This is a genomic window from Rhizobium sp. CSW-27, assembly GCF_018760785.1.
Classification (GTDB): domain Bacteria; phylum Pseudomonadota; class Alphaproteobacteria; order Rhizobiales; family Rhizobiaceae; genus Neorhizobium.
Genome location: NZ_JAHHZO010000002.1, coordinates 383,898 through 398,809 on the forward strand (window position 1 = coordinate 383,898; position 14,912 = coordinate 398,809).

Consider the following 14,912-nt stretch of genomic DNA (forward strand, 5'->3'; position numbering starts at 1 on the left):
CAGGCGAGGACGGGATTTTTTGCGTTTCCGGTTCGGCCGTCGCGGCTCAGGCGGCGTCTTCGTCCGGGGCCACCACCATGCCGAGCGCCTGCAGATAGGTGTCGAGGATAAGGTCCTCTTCCATCCGCTCCTGTTCGTCCTTCTTGCGCAGCGCGATCACCTTCTTGAGGATCTTCGTGTCGAAGCCCATGGATTTCGCCTCGCCATAGACATCCTTGATGTCGTCGGCGATGGTCTTCTTTTCCTCTTCGAGTCTTTCGATGCGCTCGACAAAGGCGCGGAGTTGGTCGCGGGCGACGCCATGGGCATCAGACATCGGGGCCTCCTGTCTTTCTGACAATTTGAGTGGGTGCAGTCACCTGCCGCGAACGGAAGGCAAGGTCAAGGCGTTTCGCGGCGGCGTAAGGTCATTTGTGCGGTTTGCTATCGGCGAAGGCGGCCTTCTGGCTGTCGCTCGCCTCGGTCTGGTAGAGGCGCTTCCAGTCCTCGTAGGCCATTCCATAGACCATTTCGCGTGAGGCATCCTTGCTGACGGGCAGGCCGCGTGCCTCGGCCGCCTCGCGATACCAGTTGGACAGACAGTTGCGGCAGAAGCCGGCGAGGTTCATCATGTCGATGTTCTGCACGTCGGTGCGCTCGCGCAGATGTGCGACGAGACGGCGGAAGGCGGCGGCTTCCAGTTCCAGGCGCTGCTGTTCGGTCAGGTCGCTCATCGGTGTCCTCCGTGCGGGGTGGTGTCTCTCAGGCATAGGGCCCGGTGCGTGAGGCAAAAATACGGTATTCGTGCAGGGCCGGATCGGCATTCAGCGTCGAAAACACCGGCGCCAGCCGCTCGGCCCAGGCATCGATGCCGGCCTCGTCGCCGATCAGATCCTGACGCACCTCCAGCAGTGCATGCGCAATGCCCTTCATCATGCAGTGACGATACATGGTATCGCCCTTCAGCGCCCCGTCATAGGGCTCGTTGTCGCCGACAAGGATGTCGCCCGGCGCGCGAAGGGCGCGAAGCAGCGGCAGCACGGCGCGGTCATCCGTGTCCCACAGCACGGCGGCATGCCACGGGCGTGGCACGCCCTTCCAGGCCGGCGTGTAGGAATGCAGCGACAGCACCAGCGGCGCCCTGCCGCTGGCCGCTGCCACGGCCGCAATCTCTGCTTCCACCGCGCGGTGATAGGGCCGGTGGTAGGTGTCGAGCCGGTTCTGCCATTCGTCGGCGGACAGCGGGTGATTGCCCGGAATGATCGCGCCGTCGGAAATGCGCATGATCAGCGTCGGATCGTCCTCGCCGCGATTGGGATCGATCAGCAGGCGCGAGAAGCAGGAAAGCACAGCCGGCACGCCAAGACGTTCGGCAAGCCGGCGCGTAAGCCCCTCCACACCGATATCATAGGCAATGTGGCGGGCGAAGGCAGCGGGGTCGAGGCCGAGTGTGCCATACTGGGGCGGCAGCCGGTTCATTGCATGATCGGCGAGCAGCACCATGCCCCTGTCATGATGTCCGGCTATGATTTCGTGAGAAGGGAAAGTCTGCATTGCCATTCGCTTGCCCGAATTTGCATGTGTCTGGCCTTGCTGTTCGCATGTCGCAGGGGGCCGGCGCAAGCCGCAACCGAGCGAAGTCAACCGGTAACCAAGCGATTATAATCGATTAGATTTCATTGACTTTCGAGAGGCGGCGGGCGAAGACAGTGCATATCAAATCTCATGGAGTCCCAACGGAAGCCGTGTCGAAAAGCCTATTGTCGAAAATCTCTCTGAGATTGCTGCCGTCGCTTGCCCTTGCCGTGGTCAGTGCCCCCGTCATCCTGTTTGCCAATGTTGCGCATGCGGATTTCCGTGTCTGCAATGGCACACCCAATCTCGTCGGCGTGGCGATCGGCTATCGCGCCGGCGATGGCTGGGTGTCGGAAGGCTGGTGGCAGGTTCCCGCCTCCAGCTGTGCCACGCTGATCGAGGGTGAGCTGCAGTCCCGCTATTATTATCTCTATGCCGAGGACGCCGCGCGCGGCGGCCGCTGGACAGGTGACGTGAACATGTGCGTCGCGGAAAACGAGTTCAAGATCGTGGGTGTCGGCGACTGCTTCGCGCGGGGGTACCAGCGCATGGGATTCAAGGAATATGACACCGGTCGCCAGGGGAGCTGGATGGTCCAGCTGTCCGATACGCCGGGCACGCAAGAAGGCCAGAACTGATGAAGCGCAACCGCAAAGTAAAGATCCTCGCAACGCTCGGGCCGGCATCTTCCGAAGAGGCGATGATCGAGAAGCTGCATTTGGCCGGCGCCGATCTTTTCCGCATCAACATGAGCCATGCCAGCCATGACGTGATGCGCACGCTGATTGCCCGTATCCGCTCCGTCGAGGCCCGCAACGGTCGCCCGATCGGCATTCTCGCCGACCTGCAGGGACCGAAGCTGCGTGTGGGCAAGTTTGCCAACACCAAGGTGACGCTGGAGCCCGGCCAGACCTTCACGCTCGACAATAACGAGACGCTGGGCGATGAAACGCGCGTCTTCCTGCCGCATCCGGAAATCCTGGAAGCCGTGAAGCCCGGCCATCGCCTGCTGATCGATGACGGCAAGCTGCAGCTGCGCGCCGAACAGTGCGACGGCAAGAGCATCGTCTGCACCGTGATTGCCGGCACCTCGATCTCCGACCGCAAGGGCGTCAGCCTGCCCGACACCCTGCTCGGCGTCGGGGTTCTCACCGACAAGGACCGTGCCGACCTCGATGCCGTGCTTGCCACCGAAGAGGTGGATTGGGTTGCGCTTTCCTTCGTGCAGCGTCCGGAAGATCTGGCCGAGGTGCGCAAGATCTCGCGCGGTCGCGTCGGCCTGATGTCGAAGATCGAAAAGCCGCAGGCGATCGACCGGATCGAGGAAATCATCGAATTGTCCGACGCGCTGATGGTGGCACGCGGCGATCTGGGCGTGGAAATGCCGCTGGAATCCGTTCCCGGCCTGCAGAAGCAGCTGACGCGCGCATGTCGCCGCGCCGGCAAGCCGGTGGTGGTTGCCACCCAGATGCTGGAATCGATGATCACCGCCCCGGTTCCGACCCGCGCCGAAGTGTCGGACGTGGCCACCGCCGTGTTCGAAGGCGCCGATGCGATCATGCTCTCGGCCGAATCGGCCTCGGGCCAGTATCCGGTCGAAGCGATCTCGACCATGGCCTCGATCGCCAGCACCGTCGAGCGCGATCCTTACTATTCCAACATCATCTATGCGCAGCGCCCGCAGCCGGAAGCAACCGGCGCCGATGCGATTTCGCTTGCCGCGCGTCAGATCGCCGAGACACTGAACCTCTCGGCCATCGTCACCTACACCTCGTCCGGCACCACCGGTCTGCGTGCCTCGCGCGAGCGTCCGCAGGTGCCGATCATAGCGCTCTCGCCGATCGTGCAGACCGCGCGCCGCCTGTCCGTCTGCTGGGGCATGCATTGCGTGGTGGCGCAGGAGCCGACCGATCTCGACGACATGGTCAACAAGGCCTGCCGTATCGTAGCCTCCGAAGGTTTTGGCAAGCCGGGCGACCGCATCATCATCTCGGCCGGCGTTCCGCTCGGCACGCCGGGTGCCACCAACATGCTGCGCATCGCCTATATCGGCCCGGACGGCCAGTCGGGCGTGTGATTGCCGCCAGCATCAGGATGCAATGGAAGAGGGGGCTTCGGCTCCCTTTTTTGTTGGCCGGGCTGAGGGGCCCGGTGCCGATACCTGTCAGCGAACGGCGTTTTCCGCGGCGATCCGTTCCTCCACCTGCCGCGCCATTGTGTCCAGATTCCGCTCCCGGCCGGCGAGCTTTTCGATGGCAGCAATGGCCAGATCCGTCGCCATGTAATCAGGCTTGTGGCCGAGCCCCTTTACCCAGACGAGTTCGGAGCGGGCGAGGTCCCGCTTGAGCCCGGTCGAATGGATATTGGCGAGCACGACCGGATCGCTGTCGCCGGTCACGATCACGGCGGGGCTGCCGATTTCGCGATAGCGTGGCGCGGTACGGGTCACATAGGCGAGCAGGCTTGCGACATCGCGGGCATTATGGCGGAAGGTTGCCGGGCGCAGCACCAGTGCGGGCGCGCCTTCCTCGAGATAGCTGTCCCGGCGCGGATTGGGGAAAAACACGCCGCGGGTGGCCTTGTCCATGATCGCAAGGCCCGCGGGCATCACGAGCGTGTGGCTGAACAGCCAGCCGAGCACCGGCGTCGAGGCCAGCCGGTAATGCCAGTCGATGCCGCCCGGCCAGGGATGGGTGGCGGGCGCAAGGAACAGGGTTCCGATCACCTTGTCCGGGTGGAAGAGGGCCAAACTCGCCGCAATCGCGCCGCCGAAGGAATGGCCGACGATGATCGCCCGCTCGATGCCTCGCTTTTCCATCAGGCGCGCGATCGCCGCAGCCTGTCCGTCCGGCGTGGCATTCGCCTTGCCGCCGCGTTCGGAATATCCGTGGCCGGGACGGTCCACGAAGAGCAGTTCTGCGCGGTCCTTCAGGGGAGCCAGGAACGCCGCCTCCTGGTCGCGCAGATTGCCGCTCGCGCCGTGGATGAAGACAATCGGAGGAAGGTCGGATGCGGGGCCCTCCGGCACGTGCAGGGCATTCAGCCGGTAGCCGCCGATATCGGTAAGGTCGCCGATATTGGGGAAGCGGCGCTCGATGCGGGCGGCCTGCCAGGCGGTGAAGCCGAAGGCGCAGGCGAGGAGAAGTCCGGTTAGGGAAAGGAGGAGCGGCAGCACGAGCGGCATCCGGGCGTCAGGTGCGGCTGCCGGCCAGCTTTTCGGAGAGCTTTTCCACGGCCTCCTGCGCGTCGCGGTCGGCGGGATAGATGTCCAGGAAACGCTCCCAGGCCCGCAGGGCCGGTTCATCCTCGCCCGCTTCGGTCAGGATCGTCGCCATGCCGGCGATGGCGGGGAAATAGCGCGGGTCCTTCTTCAGGACCTCGTTGATATCGGCCATGGACTTGCGCGTGTCACCCATCGCGTAGTGCAGCGTGGCCCGGCGGTTCCAGGCCTCGACATAGTCCGGCTGCAGCACCGTCACCTGGTCGAGGAAATCCAGAGCGGCGGCGTTCTTCTTCTGGTCGATGGACCGGTCGGCCCACTGCATCAGCAGATTGATGGTGGCGCTGCCGGAATCCTTCCAGTCACTCATGATCTGGCTGGCAATGCTGCGTGCCTTGTCGGGATCGCGCTCGCGCTTCAGCGCCTCGAACAGCGTCTGCTCGGTGCTTTCGGGCGTCGGCGTGGAACTCGCGCCTGTTTCCGTTCCGGCATCCTGCGCCAGGGCAGGGGCCGAGGAGAGGGCGGCAAGAATCAGCAGGGCAGGCAAACGGAAAAAGCGCATGCGGTTAGATTAAACCGCATGCGCCTGATGGGAAACCCAAATTCAACAGGTTTCGACAAAGTGATCCGGCGAGCCGAAGCTCAACCTGCAATCAGCCCTGGCGAGCCTTGAAGCGCGGGTTCTGCTTGTTGATGATGTAAACGCGGCCCTTGCGGCGAACCAGACGGTTATCGCGATGACGGGCCTTAAGCGCTTTGAGCGAGTTCTTGATCTTCATTGTTCTGATCCGCGTATTCGACGGGCGCTTGGCCCACTCATGTCTCTGACAATCAAAAGAGCGCCTGAGGCGCCCTTCTTTAGGATGGGAGGCTGATACAGGTTCGTCACACCTCTGTCAACCGCAGGAGCCCGGCGGGGCAGGGCATTTCACCGCAAAAGCCGGGTGACGTGGCCCATCTTGCGGCCCGCCCTGGCCTCGGTCTTGCCGTAGAGATGCACCAGCACATCCGGGGTGGCAAGCCATTGCGGCAGCTCGGCCATGTCGTCGCCGATCAGATTCGTCATCACGCAGTCGGAATGGCGCCGAGGATTGCCGAGCGGCAGGCCGGCCACTGCGCGGATATGCTGCTCGAACTGCGAAATGACGCAGGCAGCCTCCGTCCAGTGGCCGGAATTGTGGACGCGGGGCGCAATCTCGTTGGCGATCAGCGCGCCGTCCGCCATCACGAAGAATTCCATGCCGATCACGCCAACATAATCGAGCGCGGCCAGCAGGCGCTCGGCCGCGCCGAAGGCGGCCCCGGCGGTTGCGGCGCCGATTCGGGCCGGCAGGGTGGAGGTGTGCAGGATGCCGTTGCGGTGCACATTCTCCGCCACGTCGAAGGCCTTCACCGTGCCGTCGGTGCCGCGGGCGGCAATCACGGACACCTCGCGCTCGAAGGCGACGAAGCTTTCGAGGATCAGCGGCACGCCGCCCATCGCGGCAAAGGCGCCGGCCGGATCGTCCTCGTGCGCGCGGAACACGCGCTGGCCCTTGCCGTCATAGCCGAGGCGACGGGTCTTCAGTACGCCGCGGCCGCCGAAATCGGCGAGCGCCCGCTCCAGAGCCTGCTGGGAATCGACCGCATGGAAGCGTGCCGTCTCGATGCCGCAGTCGTTCAGGAAGCGCTTTTCCGTCAGGCGGTCCTGCGCGACGTCGAGCGCCTTCGGTGGCGGATAGACCGGCCGGCTGAGCGCCAGATGCGCGGCGGCGGCCACCGGCACGTTCTCGAATTCGTAGGTGATGACGTCGCAGGCCGCGGCAAGTTCGTCGAGGGCCTGCGGGTCGTCATAGGCGGCGACGATCTGCCGGTTCGCCACCTGGGCTGCGGGGCAATCGGCCTGCGGTTCCAGAATGATGGTGCGGAAGTTCAGCCGGGCGGCGGCCATCGCCAGCATGCGGCCCAGCTGGCCGCCGCCGATGATGCCAATGGTGGAAAGCGTCATGGCGCCTCGTCTATGGGGTAATCTGCAACGGATGCCGTCTGGCGGGTGCGGTATTCGTCCAGCCGGTCGGCGAGATCGTCGTCGGAGAGCGCCAGCACGGCGGCAGCCAGCAGGGCTGCATTGACGGCGCCGGCGCGGCCGATGGCAAGCGTGCCGACGGGAATGCCGGCCGGCATCTGCACGATGGAATAGAGGCTGTCGAGGCCGGACATGGATTTCGACTGCACGGGCACGCCGAAGACGGGCAGGGGGGTGAGCGCCGCGACCATGCCGGGCAGGTGGGCCGCGCCGCCGGCGCCGGCAATGATCACCTGAAAACCTTCCTCGCGCGCGCCCTTGGCAAAGGCCACCATGCGATCGGGCGTGCGATGCGCGGAGACGATCCTGGCCTCATACCCCACATCCAGCGCATCCAGCGTGTCTGCGGCATTCTTCATGGTTTCCCAGTCGGACTGGCTTCCCATGATGATGGCAACCGGCGGTCTCTCCTGCGGCAATCTTGCGTCCTCCGTCCTCACGCGATGATGTCTGGAACGATCTGGTCTTCGAGCTGGCTCATCTTGTCCTTGATGGCGAGCTTCTTCTTCTTCATGCGCTGGATACGCAAGGCCTCGCAGCCGGTCTCGATCATGGCGTTGATGGCCGCATCGTAGTCTTCGTGCTCCTGACGGAGCCGTGCCAGCGCCAGCCTGATGTCCGCCTGTTCCTGATCGGCCATGTGTTTCGTCCCCATTCTAAATTCCGGTCTTTGTATCGCCGGGGAATGCCCGCAAGCTCCTACCATCAAACCTTGCGAACGACTAGAGCGGTGAACGGCAAATCTCCGCCGCCAATCGAGCCAGAAAGAAGCCGATTAATCAACGCCTAATCGCATCCTGCGGCCTGCATGCGCGCTGTTCTGTGACGGTGCAGCGGGGCCCCGCCTTCATGCGCGCTTAAGGAGTTCCAACGAAAGGCCTTCGAGATGTCACGATTTCGCCTTCGACAAAGGGGCTTCTTCGTGTCACAATTCCTTCGCAAACCTGAAGCTGCGGGCTCATGGGGAGCCGGTGGCGGGAAAAAGGGAAGGACGTGCCACATGACCATTCAGGCTCATATCGCATCGCTCGAAAAGAAGCATGGCGCTCTTGAGGAGGAGCTCCAGGCCGTACTTGCGTCCCCATCCTCTGACGACCGCGAGATCGCGGACCTCAAGCGCCGCAAGTTGAAGATCAAGGATCAGATGGAGCGCCTGAGAGAGGCCACGCGCCACTAGTGCTTTCGAACGCGTTTATGAGTTTCTGACACGAATGTCTGAAGCACAGTCCGTCGCCGGAACGGAGGGGCGCAGGGCGCCACCGGCGGCGGAAGTCCGGCAAGTCGGCCATGCCGGCCTGCAGGTCAAGGCAGGGTCGGCGCGACCGTGCTGCAGCAGGCGGGCAGGTTCTGGCGGGGAAGAAGTCTGGCTTCGTCGTCCGGTCTATTTCCAGAACTGATCCAGCCACAGGTTGAGCTTGTGGAAGCCCTTGCTGTTCAGTGAATAGATGCGCCGGGTTCCCTCTGCCGTCACGTTGACGAGGTTGCTGTCGAGCAGTGCCTTCAGGTGTTGTGACACCGCCGGACGGCTGATCGGCAGCCCTTCGGCCAGTTCATTCACCGTGCGCGGCGCACGACGAAGCTCTTCCAGCAGATGACGCCGGTTCGGATCAGCAATGGCTGCAAAGGGGTCAAAGCTCGTCATGAGCACAACTTACGCTAAGTAAGGAACGGCGGCAACAATATTTTTGTGCGCCGCAATATCCAGTGCGTATTTTTCGCGTTACTTAAAAAGGCAGAGCATCCCACAACAGCTTCAGTGCCGCGATCAGGCCAAGACCATAGGCCAGCGGATAGAAGACAGCCGGCTTCATGTGCCGCACCACCACCGCCCCGGCCATGGTGGCCACCAGCGCGACCGGCAGCAGGGTGAGGGAAACCTTCAGGTTGTGCATGTCCAGCGCGCCGAGCGCCACATAGGGGACGACCTTGATGGCATTGATTAGCGCGAAGAAGCGCACGCTGGCGCCCGTATAGGCCTTGGGATCGAGTTTCAGCGGCAGCGCGTAGATCTGGAAGGGCGGGCCGCCCGCATGGGCGACGAAGCTGCCATAGCCGCACAGCGTTCCCCAGAACAGGGCGGGGCCGGTGCGGTGCTGCGCGGCCGGCACCGGGGTTCCGGCATGCGGGCCATAGGTCTGGTAGAAATAGCGCCCCGCAAACAGGATCATCGACACGGCGATGACGAAGCGCAACGCATCCGGGGGCACCAGCGCCGAGGTGGCCCAGCCGAGGGCAACGCCGATCAGGCCGCCGGGCAGGAATTTCAGCAGCAGCTTGCGGTCGTTGTGATGCCGCCAGGCGTACAGCGCCACCAGATCCATCAGGATGAGGATGGGCAGGAAGATCGCCGCGGCATCGACGGGGCTCACCACCAGCGCCATCAGCGGCACGCCGATCAGCGCGAAGGCGCCGCCGAGGCCGCCTTTGGACAGGCCGACAAGCGCAACGGCCGGTATGGCGGCGGCAAAGAAGGTGAGGCTGGGGATGTCGAAGCCGAACATGCGCACTGAGGAGAGTTGATCGAAAGGCCCGACCGGTCTATCGGACTTGGGACGGGAAGACGAGCCCGAACCGGATCAACTTGCATTTCATCTGCTGCAGGAACCTGATCGGATGTCACCCGAAGAGGATGCCGCAACCGGATGCGCCCTGGGCGCGACGGCGTGACGGCGCGAAGAGGACAAGACCCATGACACTGCCGGAAGATCGCTGCCGCCTCGTTTTGATCGTGCCCGACGATGCCGACGAGGCCGCCCTGGCGGAAAAGCTGGAACATGCGCTGCGCGGTGGTGACGTGGCATCCGTCATCCTGCCGCAATATGCGTCGAACGATACCGACTTCCAGAAACGCGCCGAGCGGCTGGTGCCACTGGTGCAGGCGGCCGGAGCCGCGGCGCTGATTGCCGGCGACAGCCGCGTTGCCGGCCGCGCCCGGGCAGACGGCCTGCACGTGACCGGCAAGGTCGAGGACCTGGCTGAGGCCGTCGAGAAGTTCACGCCGAAGCTGATCGTCGGTGCCGGCTCCGCCGCCGATCGCCACACGGCGCTCGAGGTGGGCGAGGTGCGACCGGACTACATCTTCTTCGGCAAGTTCGACGGCGACATCAAGCCCGAGGCGCATCCGAAGAACCTCGATCTCGGCGAGTGGTGGGCAGCCCTGGTGGAAATTCCCTGCATCGTCATGGGCGGGGCGTCTCTCGAATCCGCCCTGGCGGTTGCCGAAACCGGAGCGGAATTCGTCGCGCTCTGCCGGGCCGTCTTCGAGCATCCGGCCGGCACCGCCGCTGCGGTTTCCGAAATCAATGCGATCCTGGACGAAAAAGCGCCACGGTTTGGCGCTTGAAGAGCGGCATGCGTCGTCTACCCGGTCTGTTGAACCTGTCCCTTGTCGTCCTGTCCACCGCGCTTGCGGCGGTGCCTTTGGCGCGCCTTGCCGCCGCTGACGGCGTGGAGCGGGCTGTAACGCGGCCCGTGGCACCCGCCACCGGCGGCTTCCAGAAGCCGCCCGCAGGCGAAGACGGTTCCGGAACGACGGCAGACGACAAGTCGGCGCGGCCTGGCGATGATCCCTTTCCCTCGTCCGGCATCACGCTTTACGAGCGCATGGGCTCCACCCTTCCGCCGGCCCCGCGCGAAAAACCCTATCACGGCCCGATCGACGAGGCCTATGGCGCCTTCCAGCGCGGCCTTTACGTGACCGCCCTCGACAAGGCGCTGCCGCGCGCCCAGGCGGGCGATGCGGCGGCGCAGACACTCGTTGCCGAGATGATGAGCCGCGGCCTCGGCATCCTGCACGATCCGAAGGAGGCGGCCTTCTGGTACGGGCAGGCCGCCCAGCGCGGCGATCCCGCCGCCATGTTCCAGTATGCGCTGCTTCTGATGGAGGGGCGCTACGTCCAGCGCGACAAGACCAAGGCGGATGACTACATGCGCCGCGCAGCGGAGGCGGGCAATGCATCCGCGCAGTTCAACTGGGCGCAGATCCTGATCGCCGACCATCCGGGCGACAAGGGCCTGAAGCTGGCGCTGCCCTTCTATGAGAAATCGGCCGAGCAGGGAGTGGCCGATTCGCAATATGCGGTTGCCCAGCTCTACATCGCGATCAAGGATCTCGAACCGGCCAAGAAGGCCAAGGCTCGCGAATGGCTGCAGCGCGCCGCCCGGGCGGGCTACGACACGGCGCAGCTCGACATGGGCATCTGGCTCGTCAACGGCGTCGGTGGCCCGCGCGACTATGACGAAGGCTTCCAGTGGCTGAAGGTGGCGGCGATGCGCGGCAATGTCGTGGCGCAGAACAAGCTTGCCCATCTCTACATCAACGCGCTCGGCACCCGGCCGGATCCGGTCGAGGCGGCCAAGTGGTATGTGCTGTCGCGCCGTGCCGGCCTGCCGGACCCTGTGCTGGAGGATTTCTATCTCGGCATCGAGGACGATCAGCAGAAGAAGGCGATCGAGGCGGCAAACCGCTTTCGTCCCAGCTGACCGCTGCCGTGGTCGCTGTCCGTCAACCTTTCCGGCCTCGCACGGGCCGTCGCGACTTGAATTCCTCGGGGTTTTGTGGTTCTGAACGCCCCTACTCATAAAAGTTCAGATCGTCGTTCGTTCCTGTCGGACAGGGACAGCCGCCCCATACCCCAAGGATTGCCTCTATGGCTCGTTCAGCCCTTCTCAATGTCATGGTTCAGGCCGCCATCAAGGCCGGCAAGTCGCTCGCGCGTGATTTCGGCGAAGTGCAGAACCTCCAGGTATCGGTGAAGGGCCCGAGCGACTTCGTTTCCCAGGCCGACCTGAAGGCCGAGAAGATCGTGCATGACGAGCTGATGAAGGCGCGCCCCACCTATGGCTTCCTCGGCGAGGAGGGGGACGAGGAGAAGGGCACCGACGGCGCGCATCGCTGGATCGTCGATCCGCTCGACGGCACCACAAACTTCCTGCACGGCATTCCGCAGTTCGCCGTGTCGATCGGCCTTGAACGCCATGGGGAAATGGTGGCCGGCGTCATCTTCAATCCGGCCACCGACGAGCTGTTCACCGCCGAAAAGGGCGGCGGCGCCTTCCTCAACGACCGTCGCATCCGCGTGGCCGCCCGTCGCGTGCTGTCCGATTGCGTGATCGGCTGCGGCGTGCCGCATCTCGGCCGCGGCAATCACGGCAAGTTTCTCGTCGAACTGCGCCATGTGATGGGCGAAGTGGCCGGCGTGCGCCGTTTCGGCGCGGCTGCGCTCGATCTTGCCTATGTGGCGGCCGGCCGCCTCGATGGCTTCTGGGAAACCGGTCTTTCCCCCTGGGACATGGCGGCAGGTCTGATCCTGATCCGCGAGGCCGGCGGTTTCGTCAGCGACTTCAAGGGCGGCAACGACATGCTTGCCGATGGCAGCGTGGCAGCCGGCAATGAGCTGATTCACAAGCAGCTTCTCGAGGTGGCGAACCGCCCGATCCCGACCCGCTGAGCCGGAACGGTTCCACGGCGGCCCGATGCGCCTTGCCGGCACTCCCTGCCGGTCTGGCCGGGTCGCTCTTCGTGAATGATTGATGAAAGGCTTGGAAATCTTGGAGGTTTGCGAGCCTGCATCACTTCAATTCGTCTCATTTTTGCACTAGCCTCCGGCGCATTGTGATGCGGAGGCTTGCGTAACCCATGGCGAATGACACCCTCGGGGATGTGAACGGTTCTGAATTGGCACCCCGGCCTCAAGGGTACAAGCTGTCGAATCCGGTGCCTTTCCTGTGGACCATGCTGATCTTCCTGATCATCGTGGGCTTCATCGTGGCGATCCTCTACCGGCAGGCCCACACCGCCTTCATGACCAATCCGGGGCTGAACGGCCTGATTCTCGGCGTTCTGGCGATCGGCGTTCTGCTGATCTTCACCCAGGTCATCAGCCTCATCCCGGAAGTGCGCTGGTTCAATTCCTTCCGGGCCGCCGGCAGTGCCGATCGGGTGGGGCGCCAGCCGCGGCTTCTGGCGCCGATGGCCTCGCTGCTCGGCCGCAGCCAGCGGGTGGCGCTGTCTGCCACCGTGCTCCGCTCCATCCTCGATTCGATCGGCACGCGGCTCGACGAATCGCGCGATATCTCGCGCTATCTCATCGGCCTTCTCGTCTTTCTCGGCCTGCTCGGCACTTTCTGGGGCCTGATCGGCACCATCGGTTCGATCAGCGAGGTCATCCAGGGGCTGGACCCGAATTCCGGCGACAACAGCGACATCCTCTCTGCGCTGAAGAGCGGCCTGACGGCGCCGCTTGCGGGCATGGGCACGGCATTTTCCTCCTCGCTGCTCGGCCTCTCCAGCTCGCTGATCCTCGGCTTTCTCGACCTGCAGGCCGGCCGCGCGCAGAACCGCTTCTATACGGAACTGGAAAACTGGCTGTCTTCCGTGACCGAGGTCGGCAGCGAGCTGCCCGTTGCCGGTCCGGTTGCCGGCGACAGCGCCTCCGATGAGCTGCGCCGCGTCGCCGACCAGTTGCGCAAGCTGATCGCTGCCCAGACCAAGGGCGAGGCCGCCCAGCATGAGAAATCGCTGGCCGCCATGAGCAATCTTGCGGAAGGCATCCAGGGTCTGGTCAAGAACATGCGCAACGAGCAGCAGATGCTGCGCGACTGGATCGAGGCGCAGCAGGAGGAATCCAAGGCCATGCGGCGCACGTTGGACCGTCTCTCCGACAAGATCGGGGGGAAGTGATCCATGGCGCTCGGCCGCAACCGCCGGCGTGAACGCGGCGTCGATTACTGGCCCGGTTTCGTCGATGCCCTGTCGACGCTGCTTCTCGCCATCATGTTCCTGCTCACGGTCTTCGTGCTGGCCCAGTTCATCCTGGGCCGCGAGATTTCCGGCCGTGACGAGGTGCTGAACCGGCTGAACAGCCAGATCGCCGAACTGACGCAGCTACTGGCGCTGGAAAAGAGCGGCAAGCAGGATTCCGATGACGCGCTGGCCAACCTGCAGGCCTCGCTGGCGCAATCGGAAAGCGAGCGCTCGCGTCTGCAGGCACTGCTGGAGCGTGGTGCCGGCACCAGCGACGCCGCCAACCAGCGCATCGGCACGCTCTCCGAGCAGCTGGATCAGGAAAAGCAGGTGAGTGCGCGTGCCATGAGCCAGGTGGAACTGCTAAACCAGCAGATTGCCGCCCTGCGCGCGCAGATTGCCGCAGTGGAGGCCGCCCTTCAGGCCTCCGAAGCCAAGGACGATGCCTCGCAGGCAAAGATCGCCGATCTCGGCCGACGGCTCAACGTTGCGCTTGCCCAGCGTGTACAGGAACTGAACCGCTATCGCTCCGATTTCTTCGGCCGCCTGCGCGAGATTCTCTCCGACCGCCAGAACATCCGCATCGTCGGCGACCGTTTCGTCTTCCAGTCCGAGGTGCTGTTTCCGGTGGGCGGCGCGGAGCTGGATGAGGCAGGCCGCGCGGAAATGGACAAGCTCGCCAGCGCCGTGATCGAACTTGCCCAGGAAATTCCCTCGGAAATCAACTGGGTGCTGCGCGTCGACGGCCATACGGACAATTCGCCGCTTTCCGGAACCGGCCGCTATCGCGACAACTGGGAACTCTCCTCCGCCCGCGCGACCTCGGTGGTGAAGTACCTGATCTCCAAGGGCGTTCCCGCCAACCGCCTGGTGGCGGCGGGCTTTGGCGAGTATCAGCCGATCGCCGAGGGCGATACACCCGAGGCCCGTTCTCAGAACCGGCGCATCGAGCTGAAACTGACGGAACGCTGAGCGGCGCAAGTCGCTTCCAGTCCGTCCTGCTGCATGGCTACCGCAGGCGGTCGTGCGGGAAAGGGATCATGCCTTGCGGCGCGCAGCAGGCGCGCTTCGCCGGCGCAGGCGCAGCCTGCGCATCCCCAGGACGGCCGCCGCGGCGCCCCTTCCATCCGCAAACCGGTGCAAACCGCAGGGGAAGGTGCATCCGGGAACCCGCGTTCGTCGCACGTGCTCCGGCGCCCGGTTCGCCCGGCGCTTCTGCCTCTGCGCATAGCTGTTCCTCTCCTGCCTCATTCTCTTGCCCATGCCGGTTGTTCGCCGCGCGTCTTCCTGCAGCCATGACTTGCCGAAGTCTTACCTTTGCGTAAAAG

General features: G+C 64.4%; 19 protein-coding genes. 8 read left to right on the plus strand and 11 right to left on the minus strand.

What is annotated here, in order from left to right; translation table 11 throughout:
- Nucleotides 1-46: 46 nt before the first annotated feature.
- From KLP42_RS05310 to KLP42_RS05320, 3 genes are all read right to left on the minus strand, one after another.
- Nucleotides 47-316 carry a DUF2312 domain-containing protein gene (locus KLP42_RS05310; RefSeq protein WP_149745303.1) on the minus strand — a complete coding sequence of 90 codons (270 nt, stop codon included), beginning with the start codon at nt 314-316 and terminating at the stop codon, nt 47-49.
- 91 nt (nt 317-407) lie between these two features.
- Nucleotides 408-713, minus strand: a complete 306-nt coding sequence (locus tag KLP42_RS05315) for a DUF1244 domain-containing protein (RefSeq protein ID WP_215565142.1) — start codon at nt 711-713, stop codon at nt 408-410.
- Between the two features lie 28 nt (nt 714-741).
- A complete protein-coding gene (locus tag KLP42_RS05320; protein ID WP_215565143.1) occupies nt 742-1,533 on the minus strand; it encodes an N-formylglutamate amidohydrolase in 792 nt (263 codons plus the stop codon).
- Between the two features lie 227 nt (nt 1,534-1,760).
- Here KLP42_RS05320 and KLP42_RS05325 point away from each other — a divergent pair, with 227 nt between their 5' ends.
- A complete protein-coding gene (locus KLP42_RS05325; protein ID WP_252192813.1) occupies nt 1,761-2,192 on the plus strand; it encodes a DUF1036 domain-containing protein in 432 nt (143 codons plus the stop codon).
- A complete protein-coding gene (gene pyk, locus KLP42_RS05330; RefSeq protein ID WP_215565144.1) occupies nt 2,192-3,631 on the plus strand; it encodes a pyruvate kinase in 1,440 nt (479 codons plus the stop codon). The genes KLP42_RS05325 and pyk overlap by 1 nt, the downstream gene beginning before the upstream one ends.
- An 87-nt stretch (nt 3,632-3,718) precedes the next feature.
- Here the strand turns inward: pyk and KLP42_RS05335 are convergent, their stop codons facing one another.
- The 6 genes from KLP42_RS05335 to KLP42_RS05360 all read right to left on the minus strand — a co-directional run bounded on the left by KLP42_RS05335 (nt 3,719) and on the right by KLP42_RS05360 (nt 7,479).
- Nucleotides 3,719-4,738 carry an alpha/beta fold hydrolase gene (locus tag KLP42_RS05335; RefSeq protein WP_215565145.1) on the minus strand — a complete coding sequence of 340 codons (1,020 nt, stop codon included), beginning with the start codon at nt 4,736-4,738 and terminating at the stop codon, nt 3,719-3,721.
- 7 nt (nt 4,739-4,745) lie between these two features.
- Nucleotides 4,746-5,336: a tetratricopeptide repeat protein gene (locus KLP42_RS05340; protein WP_215565146.1), complete on the minus strand. Its 591-nt coding sequence runs from the start codon at nt 5,334-5,336 to the stop codon at nt 4,746-4,748.
- A 91-nt stretch (nt 5,337-5,427) separates the two neighbouring features.
- On the minus strand, nt 5,428-5,553 hold the full coding sequence (ykgO, locus tag KLP42_RS05345; protein WP_003497670.1) for a type B 50S ribosomal protein L36: 126 nt from the start codon (nt 5,551-5,553) through the stop codon (nt 5,428-5,430).
- Between the two features lie 149 nt (nt 5,554-5,702).
- The gene (locus KLP42_RS05350) at nt 5,703-6,761 is read right to left on the minus strand and encodes a 5-(carboxyamino)imidazole ribonucleotide synthase (protein ID WP_215565147.1); all 1,059 of its coding nucleotides are present in this window, start codon (nt 6,759-6,761) and stop codon (nt 5,703-5,705) included.
- Nucleotides 6,758-7,225: a 5-(carboxyamino)imidazole ribonucleotide mutase gene (purE, locus tag KLP42_RS05355; RefSeq protein WP_215565436.1), complete on the minus strand. Its 468-nt coding sequence runs from the start codon at nt 7,223-7,225 to the stop codon at nt 6,758-6,760. The genes KLP42_RS05350 and purE overlap by 4 nt, the downstream gene beginning before the upstream one ends.
- Nucleotides 7,226-7,275: 50 nt before the next feature.
- Nucleotides 7,276-7,479 carry a YdcH family protein gene (locus KLP42_RS05360; RefSeq protein WP_215565437.1) on the minus strand — a complete coding sequence of 68 codons (204 nt, stop codon included), beginning with the start codon at nt 7,477-7,479 and terminating at the stop codon, nt 7,276-7,278.
- A gap of 360 nt (nt 7,480-7,839) precedes the next feature.
- Between KLP42_RS05360 and KLP42_RS05365 the strand changes: the two genes are divergently transcribed.
- Nucleotides 7,840-8,016, plus strand: coding sequence for a YdcH family protein (locus KLP42_RS05365; RefSeq protein WP_215565148.1), 177 nt, complete (start codon nt 7,840-7,842; stop codon nt 8,014-8,016).
- A 204-nt stretch (nt 8,017-8,220) separates the two neighbouring features.
- Here KLP42_RS05365 and KLP42_RS05370 read toward each other — a convergent pair whose 3' ends face one another.
- Both KLP42_RS05370 and KLP42_RS05375 read right to left on the minus strand, forming a co-directional pair.
- A complete protein-coding gene (locus KLP42_RS05370) occupies nt 8,221-8,481 on the minus strand; it encodes an ArsR/SmtB family transcription factor (RefSeq protein WP_215565149.1) in 261 nt (86 codons plus the stop codon).
- Between the two features lie 82 nt (nt 8,482-8,563).
- Entirely contained in the window at nt 8,564-9,340 is a 777-nt protein-coding gene (locus tag KLP42_RS05375; protein ID WP_215565150.1) for a sulfite exporter TauE/SafE family protein, read from the minus strand.
- Nucleotides 9,341-9,528: 188 nt separating this feature from the next.
- Between KLP42_RS05375 and KLP42_RS05380 the strand changes: the two genes are divergently transcribed.
- From KLP42_RS05380 to KLP42_RS05400, 5 genes are all read left to right on the plus strand, one after another.
- Nucleotides 9,529-10,182 carry a thiamine phosphate synthase gene (locus tag KLP42_RS05380; protein WP_215565151.1) on the plus strand — a complete coding sequence of 218 codons (654 nt, stop codon included), beginning with the start codon at nt 9,529-9,531 and terminating at the stop codon, nt 10,180-10,182.
- 8 nt (nt 10,183-10,190) lie between these two features.
- Complete coding sequence (locus KLP42_RS05385; protein WP_215565152.1) at nt 10,191-11,321, plus strand: tetratricopeptide repeat protein; 1,131 nt, start codon at nt 10,191-10,193, stop codon at nt 11,319-11,321.
- A gap of 167 nt (nt 11,322-11,488) precedes the next feature.
- Entirely contained in the window at nt 11,489-12,289 is an 801-nt protein-coding gene (locus tag KLP42_RS05390; RefSeq protein ID WP_215565153.1) for an inositol monophosphatase family protein, read from the plus strand.
- A 188-nt stretch (nt 12,290-12,477) separates the two neighbouring features.
- Nucleotides 12,478-13,521: a flagellar motor protein MotA gene (locus tag KLP42_RS05395; protein ID WP_215565154.1), complete on the plus strand. Its 1,044-nt coding sequence runs from the start codon at nt 12,478-12,480 to the stop codon at nt 13,519-13,521.
- A 3-nt stretch (nt 13,522-13,524) separates the two neighbouring features.
- A complete protein-coding gene (locus tag KLP42_RS05400) occupies nt 13,525-14,556 on the plus strand; it encodes a peptidoglycan -binding protein (protein ID WP_215565155.1) in 1,032 nt (343 codons plus the stop codon).
- Nucleotides 14,557-14,912: the final 356 nt, after the last annotated feature.